General features: G+C 70.1%; 15 protein-coding genes and 1 pseudogene. 2 read left to right on the forward strand and 14 right to left on the reverse strand.

Annotation, left to right across the window (positions count from 1 at the left end; translation table 11 throughout):
- Positions 1 to 16: 16 nt before the first annotated feature.
- The 14 genes from rpoD to FWJ67_RS08110 form a co-directional block, all read right to left on the reverse strand.
- Positions 17 to 1,129, reverse strand: coding sequence for an RNA polymerase sigma factor RpoD (rpoD, locus tag FWJ67_RS08045; RefSeq protein ID WP_304174229.1), 1,113 nt, complete (start codon positions 1,127 to 1,129; stop codon positions 17 to 19).
- Between the two features lie 68 nt (positions 1,130 to 1,197).
- Positions 1,198 to 3,084 carry a DNA primase gene (dnaG, locus tag FWJ67_RS08050; RefSeq protein ID WP_304174227.1) on the reverse strand — a complete coding sequence of 629 codons (1,887 nt, stop codon included), beginning with the start codon at positions 3,082 to 3,084 and terminating at the stop codon, positions 1,198 to 1,200.
- A 77-nt stretch (positions 3,085 to 3,161) separates the two neighbouring features.
- Positions 3,162 to 5,798, reverse strand: coding sequence for a pyruvate, phosphate dikinase (gene ppdK, locus FWJ67_RS08055; RefSeq protein WP_414482250.1), 2,637 nt, complete (start codon positions 5,796 to 5,798; stop codon positions 3,162 to 3,164).
- A 262-nt stretch (positions 5,799 to 6,060) separates the two neighbouring features.
- Entirely contained in the window at positions 6,061 to 8,151 is a 2,091-nt protein-coding gene (glyS, locus tag FWJ67_RS08060; RefSeq protein WP_304174223.1) for a glycine--tRNA ligase subunit beta, read from the reverse strand.
- Positions 8,151 to 9,086 carry a glycine--tRNA ligase subunit alpha gene (gene glyQ / locus FWJ67_RS08065; protein ID WP_304174221.1) on the reverse strand — a complete coding sequence of 312 codons (936 nt, stop codon included), beginning with the start codon at positions 9,084 to 9,086 and terminating at the stop codon, positions 8,151 to 8,153. Before glyQ ends, glyS begins: the two co-directional genes overlap by 1 nt.
- A gap of 341 nt (positions 9,087 to 9,427) precedes the next feature.
- Positions 9,428 to 9,838: a DUF4342 domain-containing protein gene (locus FWJ67_RS08070; RefSeq protein WP_304174219.1), complete on the reverse strand. Its 411-nt coding sequence runs from the start codon at positions 9,836 to 9,838 to the stop codon at positions 9,428 to 9,430.
- Positions 9,816 to 10,604, reverse strand: coding sequence for a DNA repair protein RecO (gene recO / locus FWJ67_RS08075; RefSeq protein ID WP_304174217.1), 789 nt, complete (start codon positions 10,602 to 10,604; stop codon positions 9,816 to 9,818). The genes FWJ67_RS08070 and recO overlap by 23 nt, the downstream gene beginning before the upstream one ends.
- An 82-nt stretch (positions 10,605 to 10,686) precedes the next feature.
- A complete protein-coding gene (locus FWJ67_RS08080; protein ID WP_304174215.1) occupies positions 10,687 to 10,911 on the reverse strand; it encodes a DUF2905 domain-containing protein in 225 nt (74 codons plus the stop codon).
- Positions 10,912 to 10,953: 42 nt separating this feature from the next.
- Positions 10,954 to 12,030: a Holliday junction branch migration DNA helicase RuvB gene (gene ruvB / locus FWJ67_RS08085; protein ID WP_304174212.1), complete on the reverse strand. Its 1,077-nt coding sequence runs from the start codon at positions 12,028 to 12,030 to the stop codon at positions 10,954 to 10,956.
- Entirely contained in the window at positions 12,020 to 12,643 is a 624-nt protein-coding gene (gene ruvA, locus FWJ67_RS08090) for a Holliday junction branch migration protein RuvA (protein ID WP_304174209.1), read from the reverse strand. The genes ruvB and ruvA overlap by 11 nt, the downstream gene beginning before the upstream one ends.
- Positions 12,640 to 13,140, reverse strand: coding sequence for a crossover junction endodeoxyribonuclease RuvC (ruvC, locus tag FWJ67_RS08095; RefSeq protein WP_304174207.1), 501 nt, complete (start codon positions 13,138 to 13,140; stop codon positions 12,640 to 12,642). The genes ruvA and ruvC overlap by 4 nt, the downstream gene beginning before the upstream one ends.
- A gap of 100 nt (positions 13,141 to 13,240) precedes the next feature.
- The gene (locus tag FWJ67_RS08100; RefSeq protein ID WP_369686588.1) at positions 13,241 to 13,996 is read right to left on the reverse strand and encodes a YebC/PmpR family DNA-binding transcriptional regulator; all 756 of its coding nucleotides are present in this window, start codon (positions 13,994 to 13,996) and stop codon (positions 13,241 to 13,243) included.
- Between the two features lie 91 nt (positions 13,997 to 14,087).
- Positions 14,088 to 14,768 (reverse strand): PrsW family intramembrane metalloprotease, encoded by a 681-nt coding sequence (locus tag FWJ67_RS08105; RefSeq protein ID WP_304174203.1) that lies wholly within the window; start codon positions 14,766 to 14,768, stop codon positions 14,088 to 14,090.
- Between the two features lie 42 nt (positions 14,769 to 14,810).
- Positions 14,811 to 15,341, reverse strand: coding sequence for a CDP-alcohol phosphatidyltransferase family protein (locus tag FWJ67_RS08110; protein ID WP_304174201.1), 531 nt, complete (start codon positions 15,339 to 15,341; stop codon positions 14,811 to 14,813).
- 150 nt (positions 15,342 to 15,491) lie between these two features.
- Here FWJ67_RS08110 and FWJ67_RS08115 point away from each other — a divergent pair, with 150 nt between their 5' ends.
- Both FWJ67_RS08115 and FWJ67_RS08120 read left to right on the forward strand, forming a co-directional pair.
- Positions 15,492 to 16,667: a quaternary amine ABC transporter ATP-binding protein gene (locus FWJ67_RS08115; protein ID WP_414482249.1), complete on the forward strand. Its 1,176-nt coding sequence runs from the start codon at positions 15,492 to 15,494 to the stop codon at positions 16,665 to 16,667.
- Positions 16,654 to 16,947, forward strand: a pseudogene (locus FWJ67_RS08120) (proline/glycine betaine ABC transporter permease ProW); the annotation flags it as partial. The gene FWJ67_RS08115 and the pseudogene FWJ67_RS08120, both read left to right, overlap by 14 nt.

A 16,947-nucleotide genomic window follows, 5' to 3' on the forward strand; every position in this document is an offset into this window, starting at 1 on the left:
ACGCATCCGTGGGATCTTACTCGAGGAAGTCCTTCAGCTTCTTGCTGCGGCTCGGATGGCGCAGCTTCCGGAGGGCTTTGGCCTCAATCTGGCGGATCCGCTCCCGGGTGACCCCGAAGACCTGGCCCACCTCCTCCAGCGTCCGGGCCCGTCCGTCATCCAGGCCGAACCGGAGCCGGAGGACCTTCTCCTCCCGGGGCGTCAGGGTCTCCAAAACCCCTTCCAGCTGCTCCCGGAGCATGGTGAAGGAGGCGGCCTCGGCCGGCGCCGGCGCGTCCGAGTCCTCGATGAAGTCGCCCAGGTGGCTGTCCTCTTCCTCACCGATGGGCGTCTCCAGGGAGACGGGCTCCTGGGCCATCCGCTGGATCTCCCGGACCCGCTCGGGCGTCATGTCCATCCGCTCCGCGATCTCCTCCGCGGTCGGCTCCCGACCCAGCTCCTGGAGGAGGCTGCGCGAGACCCGCATCAGCTTGTTGATGGTCTCCACCATGTGGACCGGGATGCGGATGGTCCGCGCCTGGTCGGCGATGGCCCGGGTGATGGCCTGACGGATCCACCAGGTGGCGTAGGTGCTGAACTTGAACCCCTTCCGGTACTCGAACTTCTCGACGGCCTTGATGAGGCCCAAGTTCCCCTCCTGGATCAGGTCCAAGAGCGGCATCCCCCGGCCCACATACCGCTTGGCGATGCTCACCACCAGGCGCAGGTTGGCCTCGACCAGCTTCCGCCGGGCCTCCTCGTCGCCCTGCTCGATCCGCTTGGCGAGCTCCACCTCTTCTTCCGCCGTCAGGAGAGGGACCCGTCCAATCTCCTTCAAGTACATGCGGACCGGGTCATCCAGGCTCACGTTGTCGGGTACGGAGAGGTCGACGGCCTCCGCCGCCTCCTCTTCGGGCTCGTCGTGCTTCTCATCGGCCTGAGCCGGCTCGCTCTCCTCGGCCGCGTCGGGAATGACGCGGATGCCGTGCTCGGCGAACCGCTCGTAAATCTCATCAATCTGCTCCGGGGCCAAATCCACATGCTGGAGAGCGTCCATGATCTCCTCGTAATTGAGCGTGCCGTTCTCGCGCCCCCGCTTCATCAAGGCCTTGACGCTCTCCAGTTGGAGAATCTCATTCGTACCAGACACCGGGTCTCCCCCCTTTCCTGCCCGGCTCCCGGGACACCGCCGCCGCTGGGCGGGTCTGGGGCCGGTCCCTACTCGACCGCTCGTCGGCCCGCTCCTCGTCCGCCGCGGCTCGGGGTCAGTTGGGCACGCACCTTATGGTACCGCAAGAGCAACCCGTTTAGCCTCTCCAGTGCCCTGATCCCGTCTTCGTCGGCGGCTAACAATTCCCTTTCAATGCGGCGCAACTCCAATACGCGGCGGTAGCGGACCATGTGCCGGAGGAGGTCCTCCGTGGCCACCTCGGCCACCGCCGGGCTCCACACGCCCGGTCCCGGATCGGGAATGGGCATGCGGGCCAGCACCTGCTCTGCCGGCTCCCCCGCCTCCAGGGCCGCCTGGAACGCGGTGGCCCATGAAGCCAACCCCGGCCCCACAAACACAGGGTGCCCCAGCTCCCTTTCGAGGCGAGGCAGGAGCCCGGGATCGTCTTGGAGACGCCGGGCCAGCTCCCACTCAAGACGCTGCCACCGGCTCACGGCTTGGCGTTGCAACCGGGGAGACTTCGAGGGCCGTTCCCTAGAAGTATGACGCGCGCCTGCGGGATCATGCGTCCCGGCGCGCGGGAGGGCGCCTGGCCGTCGCCGGCCCGCCCCGGTGGGCGGCCGGGCCTGCTCAAGGTACCGCTCCAACTCCGCGGCGACCGCCGCTGCCGAAACCCCAATCTTGTTCGCCACCTGTTCGACATATCCTGCCCGGGCCACCAGATTTTCGACCTGGGCCAGGATGGGCAGGGCCCGGCTGACCGCCTCGGCCTTCCCCTCCACCGTGGTGGGCGGTTCCGTCCCCAGCGCCCGCCGGAGGAGGAACTGGGTGAGGGGCAACGCCTCTTCCAGCACCTGCTGGACGGCCGCGGGCCCGCCGCGGCGGGCCAGGCTGTCCGGATCCTCTCCCGGCGGCAGGGTGGCCACCCGGACGGCCACCCCTTCCCGGGCCAGGAGCTCCAGGCCCCGCACCGTGGCCCGGTCCCCCGCGGCGTCCCCATCGTAGGCGATCACCGCCCGATCGCAGTACCGCTTGAGCAGGGCGGCCTGCTCCTGGGTGAAGCTGGTCCCCAGGGAGGCGACGGCCTGGGTGATCCCCGCCTGGTGGAGGGCGATGACGTCCATGTAGCCCTCCACCACCACCGCCTCCTTGCCCAGCCGCTTCAGGTCCGGGCCGGCCAGATCCAGCCCGTAGAGAACCCGCCCTTTGTGAAAGAGAGGGCTTTCGGGGCTGTTCAGGTACTTGGGCCCCCGCCCGTCCCCCAGGAGGCGCCCCCCGAACCCCACCACCTGGCCCGACGGGTCCCGGATGGGGAAGATCAGCCGCTCCCGGAACCGCTCATACAGCCCCCAGCGCCCTTCGAGGATCAAGCCCAGGCGCCGGGCGTCTTCCTGCACCGTATTCCCTTCACGTCCCCGCTGCCCCGCCAAAGCCTGGAGGAGCCCGCCATCTCCGGGGGCGTACCCCAGGCCAAAGCGGTCTGCCGTCTCCCGGTCGATGCCCCGGCGCTCTAAGTAGGCCCGGGCCCGGGCCCCCGCGGGACCGTGCAGCTGGGCCCGGAAGTACTCCAGCGCCCGCTCGTTGAGCGCCACCAGCCGGGCCCGCAAGGCCGCCCGACGCCGGGCGGCTGCGGTGGGGGCCAACGCCTCCTCGGGCACTCCGGCCCGGCGCGCCAGGCGCCGGACCGCCTCGGGGAAGGTCAGCCCCTCGCGCAGCTGGACGAAACGAAAGACGTCCCCGCCAACACCGCACCCGAAACAGTGGAAAAACTGCCCTTCGGGATGCACGGAGAACGAGGGCGTCTTCTCTTGATGGAAGGGGCAGAGGCCGATCAGGTTCCGTCCTTGCCGCCGCAGCTCGACATACTCGGAGATAACCTCGACGATGTCGACCCGGCGGCGGATCTCCTCAATCGCCTCTTGGTTCCAGGCCACGGGAGATCCTCACCTCACGGCCGGCCCCTGCCTCCGGGGGAAGCCCCCCGGAGGCATGCCGTTTTGGACCTGGGGCGTCAGCTCTGCCCCTTCTCCTCGATCCGGGCCTGGGCGGCCGCCAGCCGGGCGACGGGCACCCGGTAGGGCGAGCAGCTCACGTAGTCCAGACCGGTCCGGTGGCAGAACTTGACCGAGTCGGGGTCGCCGCCGTGCTCGCCGCAGATGCCCACCTTCAGGTCGGGACGGGTCTTGCGGCCCCGCTCCACACCCAGCTGCACCAGCTGGCCCACGCCCTGCTGGTCCAGGGTCTGGAAGGGATCGAAGCGGAGGATGCCCTTCTCCCGGTAGTCGTTCAGGAAGGTGCCCGCATCGTCCCGGCTGAAGCCGTAGGTCATCTGGGTCAGGTCGTTGGTGCCGAAGGAGAAGAACTCGGCCTCCTTGGCGATCTCGTCGGCCACGACCGCAGCCCGCGGCACCTCGATCATGGTCCCGACCGAGAAGGGGATCTCCACCCCGGCCTTGGCCATGACGTCCTTGGCCACCTGCTCCACCCGGGCCTTGAGGAAGGCGAGCTCCTCGACGGTGCCCACCAGCGGGATCATGACCTCGGGGTGGACCTCGATGCCCTCCTTGGCCAGCTGGGCCGCCGCCTCGAAGATGGCCTGGGCCTGCATCTCGTAGATCTCAGGATAGGTGATGCCCAAGCGGCAGCCGCGGTGGCCGAGCATCGGGTTGAACTCCTTCAGGCTCTCCACCTTGGCCCGGATCTCCTCGACGCTCTTGCCCATCTCCTTGGCCACCTCTTCCTGGGCGGCCGCCTCATGGGGCAAGAACTCGTGGAGCGGCGGGTCCAGGAGCCGGATGGTGACCGGCAGCCCCTCCATGGTCTTGAGGATGGCGTAGAAGTCATCCCGCTGGTAGGGGAGGAGCTTGGCCAGCGCCTTCCGGCGGCCCTCCTCGTCGTCGGCCAGGATCATCTCCCGGACCGCCAGGATCCGGTTCTCACCGAAGAACATGTGCTCGGTACGGCAGAGGCCGATCCCCTCCGCGCCGAAGCGCCGGGCCGTCTCCGCATCCCGAGGCGTGTCGGCGTTGGTCCGCACCTTGAGGGTCCGGATCTCGTCGGCCCAGCTCATCAGCTCACCGAAGGCGCCCGAGAGCTCCGCCTGCTGGAGCTTCACCGCGCCGGCGTACACCTCACCGGTGCTCCCGTTGAGGCTGATCCAGTCGCCCTCCTTGAAGGTGCGGCCCTTAACCGTCATCTCCTTCTTCTCGAAGTCGATGCGGATCTCGCCGGCGCCGGCGACGCAGCACTTGCCCATGCCCCGGGCGACCACGGCCGCGTGGCTGGTCATGCCGCCCCGGGCCGTCAGGATGCCCTCGGCCGCGTCCATGCCGCCGATGTCCTCAGGCGACGTCTCGTTCCGGACCAGGATGACCTTCTCACCCCGAGCGGCCCACTCTTCGGCCTCATCGGCGGTGAAGACGATCCGGCCCACCGCCGCGCCCGGCGAGGCAGGCAGGCCCTTGGTGAGGACATCCAGCTCCTGGTTGGGATCGACCGTCGGGTGGAGGAGCTGCTCGATCTGCTCGGGATCGACCCGCATGATGGCCGTCTCCTTGTCGATGAGCCCCTCCTTCACCATGTCGACGGCGATGGTGACCGCCGCCAGCGCCGTCCGCTTGCCGGACCGGCACTGGAGCATGTAGAGTTCACCATCCTGGATGGTGAACTCGATGTCCATCATGTCCTTGTAGTGGTGCTCGAGGATCTTCCGGATCTCCTCAAGCTGCTCGTAGGCCTTCGGGTTGACTTCCTTCAGCTTGCTGATGGGCTCGGGCGTCCGGATCCCGGCGACCACGTCCTCGCCCTGGGCGTTCATCAGGTACTCGCCGTAGAAGACGTTCGCGCCCGTGGCCGGGTCGCGGGTGAAGGCCACCCCCGTGCCCGAGGTGGGACCCAGGTTCCCGAAGACCATGGTCTGAACGTTGACCGCCGTCCCCCAGTCGCCGGGGATCTTGTTCAGCTCCCGGTACCGGATGGCCCGGGGGTTGTTCCACGAGTCGAAGACGGCGGTGATGGCGCCGAAGAGCTGCTCCTCGGGATCGGTGGGGAAGGTCTTGCCCGTCCGCTCCTCGGTCAGCTGCTTGAAGCGCTGGACGAGCTCCTTCCAGTCCTCGGCCGTCAGATCGGTGTCCAGCTCGACGCCCTTGCGCGCCTTCACCTCGTCGATCAGCTTCTCGTACTCCTCACTCGGCACGCCCAGAACCACGTTGCCGTACATCTGGACGAAGCGCCGGTAGGAGTCGTAGGCGAAGCGCGGGTTGGCCTCCTTGGCCAGAGCCTCGACCGTCTCGTCGTTGAGGCCCAGGTTGAGGATGGTGTCCATCATCCCCGGCATGGAGACCCGGGCCCCGGACCGGACCGCCAGCAGGAGCGGCTTCTCCGTCTTGCCAAAGCCGCGGCCCGTCACCTCTTCCAGCCGGCGGATGGCGGCCCGCACCTCCTCGTCAAGGCCCTCGGGCCAACGGCCGCCGTTGGCGTAGTAGGCCGTGCAGACTTCGGTGGTGATGGTGAAGCCCGGAGGCACGGGGATGCCCAGGCTGGTCATCTCAGCCAGGTTGGCCCCCTTGCCGCCGAGAAGGTTCTTCATGTCGGCGCGTCCCTCAGTCTGGCCGCGCGCGAAGAAGTAGATGGACTTCCGTGTCGTCACGTTCAGGCCCCCATTCCACTAGGCGCTCAAGCCGCATGGCAAGCGGCGCCCCTCTCCGGCCTTCCGGCACAGGCGCCAGCTTTCAGAAGAAGGGTCCCCAAAGGGTTCGGTTCCCCTGCGTACAAGCCACTTCTTGGCTTCGCCGTCCTGGACCGGCCATCCTGCCATCCCAGGCCGTTCCTCCCAGGAATCGGGACATTCCGCCTACTCCCCGGGACCAGAATGATCCCACATCACGGGTGATCTCACATCAAGGCTCCCCTCAGCCCTCGACCACCTGCCGCCAGTCGCAGATCTGGCTGAAGAAGGCGGCCATCTCGCCCAGGAGGCTGAGCCGGTTGGCCCGCACCTCGGGCTCGGGCGCCATCACCAGCACCTCGTCGAAGAAGCGGTCCACCGCCGGCCGGAGCCCCGCCATGGCCTCCAGGGCCTCCCCGTAGCGCCGGGCCGCGAGGAGCGGCCCCGCCAGCTCCCGGGTCTGGGCGAACTGCTCCGCCAGGGCCCGCTCCGCCTCCTCCTGGAAGAGCTCGGCCCGGACCGGTCCGGCCGCCATCTGCCCCTTGGCCTGAGCCTGGGCCACCAGGTTGGCCACCCGCCCGAAGGCGGTCCGGGTGGCATCGAAGCGCGCGTCCCCCGCCCACGCCTGCAGAGCCTGGACCCGGTCCACCAGCTCCGGCACGCTCTGGAACCGGGCCGCCAGAGCCGCCTCCACCAGGTCATAGCGGAAGCCCCGGTCCAGGAGCCGGCCCCGCATCCGCTGCTGGAGGAAGTCGAGGATCTGGGCGGCGAGCTCGTCCCCCTTCTGGGCCGCCGGCGCCCCATACCCTTCCAGAGCCGCCCGGATGAGCTCGGGGACGGGGATCTCCAGGCGGCACCCCTCCAGGACGGCCAGAAGCCCCAGGGCGGCCCGCCGGACCCCGTACGGATCGTGGGAGCCGGTGGGGGTGAGGCCGGCCAAGAAGGCGCCTGCCAGGCTGTCGGCCCGGTCGGCGACGGCCAGCAGGGCCCCAACGCGGCTTTCGGGCAGGGCCTCGTCCTCGCCGCCCCGGGGCCGGTACTGCTCCTCCAGGGCGACGGCCACCGCCTCGGGCTCCCCCTGAGCCCGGGCATACTCCCGGCCCATCACCCCCTGCAGCTCGGGGAACTCGTTCACCATGGAGGTGACCAGGTCCGCCTTGCTCAGAAAGGCGGCCCGCTGCAGGTGGGCCCGCTCCTCGTCCGGCAGCTCCAACCGCTCAGCCAAGAGGCCCGTCAACGCCTCCAGGCGCCGGGTCTTCTCCAGAAAGCTGCCCAACCGCTCATGGACACTCATGCGGGCCAGCTCCGGCACCCGCTCGGCCACGGGCCGCTGGAGGTCCTCCTGGTAGAAGAAGGCCGCATCGGCCAGCCGGGCTTTCAGCACCCGCTCGTGCCCTTGGACGATGACCGCCGCCCGGTCGGGATCGCCGTTGGAGACGGCGACGAACCGGTTCTGCAAGCGCCCGTCGGGCCCCGCGATGGGGAAGTAGCGCTGGTGGGCCTCCATGGGGGTGATGAGGACGGGCGCGGGCAGCTCCAGGTACGCCTCGGGGAAGCGGCCCTCCAGCGCGGTGGGCCACTCCACCAGCCCCGCCACCTCATCGACCAGCTCGGGCCGGGCCAGCAACCGGCCGTCGCCCCGGGCGGCGATGGCCTCCGCCTGGCGGAGGACCGCCTCCCGCCGCTCCTGGGGATCGGCCAGCACATACCGCTCCCGGAGCCGCTCCAAGTAGGTCTGGGCGTCCACCTCGACGGGCCCAGGGCTCAAGAGCCGGTGGCCGTAGGTGACCTTCCCCGCCCGGACCCCGGCCACCTCCACGGGCACGGGCTGGCCGTCGTAGACGGCCACCAGCCACCGGACGGGCCGGGCGAAGCGGAAGCCGGTCTCGTCCCAGCGCATGCTCTTGGGGAAGCGGAGCCCCTCCACCAGCCCCCGCAGGAGGTCGGGGAGCACCTGGGCCGTCTCCAAGGCCGGCTCCTCCACCCGGGCGAAGACGTACTCCCCCTGCTCGGTGGTCTTGCGGATCAGATCCTCCACCCGGACCCCCCGGGAGCGGGCGAACCCTTCGGCCGCCTTGGTGGGCCGCCCCTGGGCATCGAAGGCGGCGGCCGCCGCCGGGCCCCGCACCTCCACCACCCGGGGCTCCTGCCGCTCGGCCAGCCCTCGCGCGATGAGGGCCAGACGGCGGGGGGTGCCGTAGACCTGGAGCTCCGCCACCCCGAGCCGGTGCTCCTGGAAACTCTTCGCCGCATCCTGCCGGAGGCTCTCCAGGGCGGGCTGGATGAACCGGGCCGGCAGCTCTTCACAGCCGATCTCGAAGAGGAGGTCCGCCATCAGCCGTTCACCTCCGCGCCGGGCACCCCGTGGTTGGTCCCGCCGTCCCTCCCGCCGGTGGCTGGAGGGCTTTTCAAGAGGGGGAATCCGAGAGCCTCCCGGTGCTCCAGGTACCGGTGGGCCGTCTTGCGGGCCAGGTCCCGGACCCGGGCGATCATGGCCGCCCGGTCCGTCACCCCCAGGGCGCCCCGGGCGTCCAGAAGGCCGAAGGTGTGGGAGCATTTGAGCACATAATCATAGGCCGGCTGGACCAGGCCCGCCTCCAACAGCCGCAGGGCCTCCCCCTCGTACTCGTCGAAGTGGCGCCGCAGAAGCTCGGTGTTGGCCAGCTCGAAGTTGAAGCGGGAGTAGTCCACCTCGTTGGCGTGGAAGAGCTCCCCGTAGCGGATGCCCCGGGTCCAGACCACGTCGAAGACGTTGTCCACCCCCTGCAGGTACATGGCGATCCGCTCCAGGCCGTAGGTGAGCTCGGCCGAGATGGGGTTCAGATCCACCCCGCCCACCTGCTGGAAGTAGGTGAACTGGGTCACCTCCATCCCATCCAGCCAGACCTCCCAGCCCAGGCCCCAGGCCCCCAGGGTGGGCTGCTCCCAGTCGTCCTCCACGAACCGGATGTCGTGGCGGGCCGGGTCGATGCCCAGGGCCTTCAGGCTCCGCAGGTAGAGCTCCTGCACATCCGCCGGCGCAGGCTTGAGGATCACCTGGTACTGGTAGTAGTGCTGGAGGCGGTTGGGGTTCTCGCCGTACCGGCCGTCGGTGGGCCGGCGGGAAGGCTGGACGTAGGCCGTGCGCCACGGCTCGGGCCCCAAGACCCGGAGGAAGGTGGCCGGCGCCATGGTCCCCGCGCCCACCTCCATGTCGTAGGGCTGTTGCACCACACAACCCTGCTCGGCCCAGAAGCGGTCCAGGGCCATGATCATCTCCTGCAGCTCCATGCCCACTCCCCCATGGCTGGCCCCCAAATGGCCAGGACCTGAGACGAAAAAAGAGACCTCCCACTCAGGGACGGAAGGTCTCTTCCGCGGTTCCACCCTGATTGACCCGCGCCGGGCGCGGGCCCCCTCATCCCGCGGGCTCCGAAGGGCCCTCACAGGCTCTTGCCCCGGCTTCCACCCTCCCGGGGTCGCTATGGTCCAAGAGTGCCCCTGTGATTGACTTCGTCATCGCCCCATCCGGCCCGGGGCCGGACTCCATTCCGCCCCGCCCCATCCTGGGCAGGTCTTCCACGGTAGGGAATTATACCATGCCGTGCCAGCTTCTGAAAGCCCCGCGTCGCCTACTCGGTCTCGACGGGCACCCAGCGGGGCGGCCCTTCCGGCTCCCGGCGCTCCACCTCGATGCTGCACTGGCCCACCAGGCAGAGCGCCGCGGCCAGGGCGGAGAGCTTGGGCAGGATGAGGGCCGACGCCACCCCGGCGGCCACGGGGAACTCCAAGATCACCCGACCCTCCCGGCGGATCCGGACCCGGGTGACCATCCCTTCCCGGACCAGCTCCTGCACCTTCTCCCACGCGGCCCGGCCGCTCGTCTCCCAGCGCCAGGACCGCCCTTCCTCCCGCTGGCGCTTCTCGTACCGGATCAAGGCCTCCACCACGTCGCCGCCCGCTTCGTCCAGGAGGGCCTTGGCCTCCGCGTAGCCCAGGCCCGTCCGCCGGCGGAGGATGTCAATCCGATCCAGCTCGTCCATGATTGGCCTCCTTCCAGGGAGCCGCCTCCAAGCTCTCCAGAAACGCCCGGGTCTTGAGGGGTCCCTCGATCCGCGCATCCAGCAAGTCCCGCAGGGCGCTCCGCACCTCCCGGGCCGTCTCGGCCGAGAAGCGGAGGACCCCGGCCCGCTCCGCGGGGAGGGAACGCATCCGCCGCAGGCTCTCCACCGCCCCGGGGGAGAGCCGCCGCACCGTCGGGGCGGTCCCACACTCGGGACAGATGAGGCCGCCCGCCTCGCCGTCGATCCCCCAGCCGTTCCCGGGGGACCAGGCCTTCCCGCACCGGAGGCAGCCGTCCAGCTCAGGCCGGTAGCCCAGCCGGTCCAAGAGGGCCAGCTCCAGGTAGCGGACCAGGCCGAAGGGGGGCGAGCCCGCCTCCATTTGGCGGAGCACCGCCAGCACCAGCCCGAAGACGAACTCGTCCGGCTCCCGCTCCACCATCATCCGGTCCACCAGCTCACAGGCGTAGCTGGCGTAGGCCATCAGGTCCAGGTCCTCCCGGAGGCGGCGCAAGGACTCCCGGATCTCGCCCTGGCTCAGGGTCTCCAGATCGCTCCGGCCCCGGACCAAGAGGTACGAGCCGTAGGTGAACAGCTGGGTGCTCCCCATGAGCCGGCTCCGGGTCCGGCGGACCCCCCGGGCGACGGCCCGCACCTTCCCCTCGGGCCGGGTGAGCAGGGTGATGATCCGATCCGCCTCGCCGAAGGGCTGGCTCCGGAGGACAATCCCTTCCGCGTGGTAGATCACCGGAGCTCCCCGCCCCTGGCTAACCTGGACCCCGTGACCAACCCGTATGCCATCCCGATCGCTCCCAAAGCCGTTCCCCCTGTCACCGCCGGAAGATAAGGTTGAGGAGGAGGGTGAGGAGGAGGCTGACGATCAACGAGGTGGCCAGGGGCATGTAGAAGGTGAAGGAGCCTCGGCGGACCAGGATGTCCCCCGGCAGGCGGCCGATGCCCGGGAGCCGGCCGGCCAGGAGGATGAGCCCCCCCACGACGATCAGGAGGACGCCGAAGAGGATCAGGGTCCGTCCCAAGCCGCTCAACTCAGGCACGTCGCTCCCCCCAACCAGTATAACCGCTCCCCCAGGGGCCGGTTATGAGAAGAGGGCCCCCTGCTCGCCCACCGCCCCACCCTCGCCCGCGGCCCCGCCCTTGGCCAGGGGCCGGCCCAGGTGCCGGTAGGCGGCGGGCGTCGCCACCCGCCCCCGGGGCGTTCGCTGGAGGAAGCCCTTCTGCATCAGGAAGGGCTCGTACACATCCTCCACCGTCTCCACATCCTCGCTGATGGCCGCCGCCAGGGTCTCCACCCCGACGGGACCGCCGTCGAAGAGGTCGATGATGGCCTCCAGCACCCGCCGGTCGTTCCGGTCCAAACCCGCCTCGTCCACATCCAGGAGGGTGAGGGCCCGTTCGGCCATGGCCAGGGTGATGCGCCCTTCGCCCCGCACCTGGGCCACATCCCGGACCCGCCGCAGGAGGCGCAGGGCCACCCGGGGCGTCCCCCGGGACCGCCGGGCCAGCTCGGCCAGGCCGTCGGGCTCCGCCTCCACCCCCAGGGCGACGGCCGCCCGCTCCAGGATCTGCTGGAGCTCCTCGGGGGTGTAGTACTCCAGGCGCCCCAGCACCCCGAACCGGTCCCGCAAGGGGGAGGTGAGCATCCCCTGGCGGGTGGTGGCGCCGATCAGGGTGAAGGGGGGCAGCTCCAGCCGCACCGACCGGGCGGCCGGCCCCTGGCCGATGACGATGTCCACCACCCCGTCCTCCATGGCGGGGTAGAGGACCTCCTCCACCGCCCGGTGGAGCCGGTGGATCTCGTCGATGAAGAGCACATCCCGGGGCTCCAGGTTGGTGAGGATGGCCACCAGGTCGCCCTGGCGCTCGATGGCGGGGCCGCTGGTCACCCGGATGTTGACCCCCAGCTCATTGGCCACGATGTGGGCCAAGGTGGTCTTCCCCAGCCCCGGCGGCCCCGAAAGCAGAACGTGGTCCAGGGCCTCGCCCCGCTGGCGGGCCGCCTCGATAAAGATGGCCAGGTTCTCCTTGACCCGGCGCTGGCCGACATAGGCGGCCAGGGTGCGGGGACGGAGGACGTGGTCCAACTCCACCTCCCCAGGGGCCGCCTCGGGCTCCAAGAGCCGACGGTCCCGGGACCCGTGGCTGTCACCGGCCATGGCGCTCGCTCCCCATCACCTTGAGGGCCCGTCGGAGAAGCTCGGCCAGTTCCGGCTCCCCTTCGGGCGCCTCCTTGGTCTCTTCCCGCCACCGGGCCAGGGCCTGCTCCACCGCGCTGGAGGCCTCCGCCTCGGTATAGCCCAAGCTCATCAAGGCCTGGACCACATCCCGGGCCACCCCCGGCACGGGGGCCCTCGCGGCTGGCTCGTCTTTGAAGGCCCCGGCCAGCTCCAGGAGGAGCCGCTGGGCGGTCTTCTTCCCCACCCCTGGAATGCGGGTGAAGCGGCTCATCTCGCCGGAACGGACCGCCTCCACCAGCTGGTCCCCCGGCAGGGCCGAGACGATCTGGAGGGCCACCTTGGGCCCGATCCCCGTCACCTGCAGCAGCCGGACAAAGTGGCGCCGGTCCTGCTCGTCCAAGAACCCGTAGAGCTGGAGGGTGTCCTCCCGGACATGGGTGTAGATGCTGAACGCCACCGGCTCGCCCGTTCGGGGCAGCCGGGCTTGGTCGCTGGCGGGGCAGAAGACCTGGTACCCCACCCCGCCCACGTCCACCACCAGCTCCCCTGCATCCACCACCGCGGCCAACCGACCTGACAACCACCGAATCACCGCCGGGCCTCCCTCGCCGTGTTCCAGCCCCGCCCCGAGTGGGCATGGCAGATGGCGACGGCCATCGCATCCGCCACGTCGTCGGGGGAGGGGTTGGTCTGCAAGCGGAGGAGACTCCGCACCATGTAGATCACCTGGCGCTTGGTGGCGCTCCCGTATCCGGTCACCGCCACCTTGACGTGCTGGGGGTTGTACTCGGCCACGGGGATCCCCGCCTCGGCCGCGGCCAGGAAGCAGACCCCCCGGGCCTGAGCCACCCGGATCCCGGTGGTGATGTTCCGGTTGAAGAAGAGCTCCTCCATCGCCACCACGTCGGGCCGCTCCGCGCGGAGCAGCGCCCCCACCTGGCGGTACAGGTCCAAAAGGCGCGCGCCCATCTCAACCCCGGGAGGGGTTTCAAAGACACCGGCCGGACCGGCCGCGAGGCGGCCCCCTTCGGCGACCACCAGGGCGTAGCCGGTCCGTCCCAGGCCTGGATCGATTCCCAAAATACGCAATGGAAAGCCTCCCCGCCGACCGGCACTTACTTCGACACCCTGCCACCCAGCCCTGCCCGTCCTCCGGGGGCAGGGCGTGAGGGCGCCGGCCGGCCAGGGGCTAGACCTCCAGCTTGGCCAGCAGTTCGTCGGAGAGCTCCAGGTTGGTGTAGACCTCCTGGACGTCGTCGTACTCTTCGAGGGCTTCGATGAGCTTCAGGACCTTCCGGGCTTGCTCTTCATCGAGCTCCATGGTGGTCTGGGGCCGGTAGGTGGGCTCGGCCGAGAGCACATGGAGCCCCTGCTCCTCCAGGGCCCGGCGGACCTTGTCCAGATCCTGCAGGGCCGTCAGGACGATGTACCGCTCCTCGTCGTCGGTCTCCACATCCTCCGCGCCCGCCTCGGCGGCCAGGAGCAGCATCTCGTCGGGATCGGGGGCCCCCTGCCGGTCAACCTCCACCTGACCCTTGGCGTCGAACATCCAGGCGACGGAGCCCACCTCGCCCAGGCTGCCGTCGTGACGGGAGAAGATATGGCGCAGGTCGCCCGCCGTCCGGTTCCGGTTGTCGGTCATCGCCTGAACCAGGACGGCCACGCCCCCAGGCGCGTACCCCTCGTAGGTCAACGTTTCATAATGGACGGGCTCCAGCTCGCCGGTGCCCCGCTTGATGGCCCGCTCGATGGCCTCGTTGGGCATGTTGGCGGCGCGGGCCTTCTCGATGGCCAGCCGCAGCGAGACGTTGGCGCTGGGATCGCCGCCCCCGTCCCGGGCGGCCACCATGATCTGGCGGGAGAGCTTGGTGAAGAGCCGACCCCGCCGGGCATCTTCCTTGCTCTTCTTGTGCTTGATGTTGGCCCACTTGGAGTGTCCTGCCACGCGCACCACCTGCCTTCCCGCCCATTCTAGCACAGGGGGCCAGAGGGCCGGAAGGCCAGCCCGGCGGCGCCCGGACGGGTCGTTTGGGCCCTCAGGCGCCGGCCAGCTGGTCGGTGGTCCGGAAAAGGAAGAAGACCAGGCCGAAGACGGTGGCCAGGAGCACCAGCGGCGTCATCAGGCCCGTGATGATCACCAGGTTGTACGCGGCGTGGAGCACCACCGCGGCCACGAAGAGGCCGACGCCCGCCCGGGAGCCGGGGCCCCGGAAGCGGCTCCAGGCGGTACCCAGCCCCGCCAGGCCGCTGAAGGCCGCATGAACCCAGGAGGTGACCAAGGAACGGAGGGGGCCGACGGACCAGCCCAAGGAGGCCCCGTAGAGCAGGTTTTCGGCGGTGGCGAAGCCCAAGCCGGCCACCCCGCCGTAGACCAGGCCGTCCACCACCTGGCTGAAGGCGAGGCTCCGGAAGGCCCCCTGCCATGCGGCGAGCCACTTCACCCCTTCTTCGATGAGGCCCACCGCCACCACGCCGGCGAGGAGGCCGGCACCCAAGACAGCCGCCTCCACCGCCTCCCAGCCGTTCCCGTTCCCGGCCAGGAGCGACCGCAAAGGAGCCTCCAGGGCCAGGGCCGGCAGGACGGCCAGAGCGCCCAAGAGGTAGGTTCGCACGATGATGGGCCACGGTTCGGGCTCCACCCGATCGCTGCGGCGCAGCATCCAGACCCAGCCCAAGGCCAGAAGCAAGGAGATCAAGGACCCCGCCAGAGCCGGCACCGGCCACCACCCCCGCCTCAGCCTGCCCCAGGCCGGGGGCCGCTAGGCTGGGCCGAAGGTGGAGGGCTTGCCAGCCCGAAGGGCGAGGACCAGGTAATAGAGGCCGGCCCCCACGGAGAGGACCACCCCGGCCACCAACAGGGGCACCCCGCCCCGCCAGCCCAGGAGGACCAGGGCGACGCCCCCGTACAGGGTGACGGTGGCCGCCTTGCCCGGCCAGCGGGCCGCCACTACCCGGTCCCGCCGGCGCCAAAACCAGGCAGCGGCCACCACCTGGACCGTCTCCTTCCCCAGCAGGAGCAGGGCGATCCACCAGGGGATCCAGCCCAGCCAGGCCAAGGCCACCAGCACGGCGATCAGGGTCACCTTGTCGGCCAGGGGGTCCAGAAGCATGCCCAGGCGGGAGATCTCGCCCCGCCGCCGGGCCACCCAGCCATCGGCCACGTCGGTGGCCGCCGAAAGGAGCAGAAGCCCCAGGGCCCAGCCCACCGACCCCGGCACCGGTTGGCCGATGAGCAGGACCAGCACAAGAGGGATGAGCAGCAGCCGGAGCATGGTCAGCGCGTTGGCCATGACATGGCTCCTTTCCCGCATGAGCTACCACCCGACGCCAGCAGATTCCTGCCCGGTGGGCCGCTCCCGGCGGCCGAAGGCGGCCGGTTCGGGGGAAGCCTTCCGAAGGGAGGATCCTTCAGGGGGGCGGTTCCCATCGCGCAGCTGACGGTGCGCCACCTGACCAAGATCTTTGGCCCCGAACCCCGGGCGGCGCTCAGACGCCTTGCTGAAGGAGCCGGGCGGCAGGACCTGCTCGCGACAGGCCATGTGGTGGGCGTGCACGATGTGACCCTTCGGGTGGAGCCGGGCGAATTCTTGGTCATCATGGGGCTTTCGGGGAGCGGGAAGTCCACCCTCCTCCGCTGCATCAACCGCCTCATCGAGCCGACGGCTGGCGAGGTGCTGCTGGACGGCGAGGCGATCACCGCCGCCAGCCCCACCCGCCTTCGCCACCTCCGGCGCCGGCTGGGCATGGTCTTTCAGCGGTTCGCTCTCCTCCCCCACCGGACCGTCCTGGAAAATGCCGCCTTCGGCCTGGAGATTCAGGGCGTGGGGGAGGCGGAGCGGCTCCGCCGGGCTCAGGAGGCCCTGGAGCAGGTGGGGCTGGCCGCCTGGCGAAACCACCGGCCCGACGAGCTGAGCGGAGGCATGCAGCAGCGGGTGGGCTTGGCCCGGGCCCTGGCCACCAACCCGGCGGTGCTCCTGATGGATGAACCGTTCAGCGCGCTGGACCCCCTCATCCGGGCGGAACTCCAGCACGAACTGCTGGACCTGCAGGAACGGCTCCAGAAGACGATCCTCTTCATCACCCACGACCTGGACGAGGCCCTCACCCTGGGGAACCGGGTGGCGATCATGATGGAAGGCCGGATCGTCCAGCTGGGCCGTCCTGAAGAGATCCTCCAGCGGCCAGCCAACGATTTCGTCCGCCAGTTTGTCCAGGCGGTCGACCGGTCCAAGGTCCTGACCGCCTCGGCCATCATGCAGCCGCCCGGCACCGTGGCCCGGGTGGACCACGGCCCCCGGAAGGCCCTCCGGGAGATGGAGCGGCTGGGCAGCTCCAGCATCTTCGTGGTGGGTCCAGGCCGCCGGCTGCATGGGCTTCTGACGGCCGAAGCCGCTGTGGAAGCAGCCCGGGAAGGGGCTGGGTCCCTGGCGGGAAGGCTGCAGGAGGCGGTGACCGTCGACCCCGACACGCCCCTGCGGGACCTGCTCCCCCTCGCCGCCCAAACTTCCGTCCCCTTGGCGGTCGTAGACGGCGAGGGCCGCCTTGTGGGCCTGATCCCCCGGGTGGCCATCCTGGCCGCCTTGGCGGAGGCGGGCGATACCCATGGCGTTGCCTGAACTGCCCCTCGACCGTTGGACGGAGCAGGCCGTCGGGTGGATCGGCGCCACCTTCGGAGGCTTCCTTGATGGGATCGGCCGCGCGGTCCAGACACTGATCAACGGCGTGACCGAGCTCTTGCTCCTCCTGCCCTGGCCCGTGATGCTCCTCCTGGCGGTGGCCGCCGCCTGGCGGGTCGCTGGCCGGGGCCTCGCCCTCTTCAGCGGGCTGGCCCTGCTGGTGGTGGTCTCCCTTCAGCTGTGGCAGGAGGCGATGGGCACGCTGGCCCTGGTCCTCACC

It is taken from the genome of Limnochorda sp. (genome assembly GCF_047459355.1).
Lineage (GTDB): Bacteria > Bacillota > Limnochordia > Limnochordales > Limnochordaceae > Limnochorda.

Excerpts from the sequence above, each read along its gene's own strand:
- glyS (WP_304174223.1), bottom strand. The coding sequence starts at position 8,151 with ATGGCGGACCTCCTCTTCGAGATCGGCTGTGAAGAGCTGCCGGCCCGG.
- ruvB (WP_304174212.1), bottom strand. The coding sequence starts at position 12,030 with ATGGCCGGTGACAGCCACGGGTCCCGGGACCGTCGGCTCTTGGAGCCC.
- FWJ67_RS08110 (WP_304174201.1), bottom strand. The coding sequence starts at position 15,341 with ATGGCCAACGCGCTGACCATGCTCCGGCTGCTGCTCATCCCTCTTGTG.
- glyQ (WP_304174221.1), bottom strand. The coding sequence starts at position 9,086 with ATGGAGCTGCAGGAGATGATCATGGCCCTGGACCGCTTCTGGGCCGAG.
- FWJ67_RS08070 (WP_304174219.1), bottom strand. The coding sequence starts at position 9,838 with ATGGACGAGCTGGATCGGATTGACATCCTCCGCCGGCGGACGGGCCTG.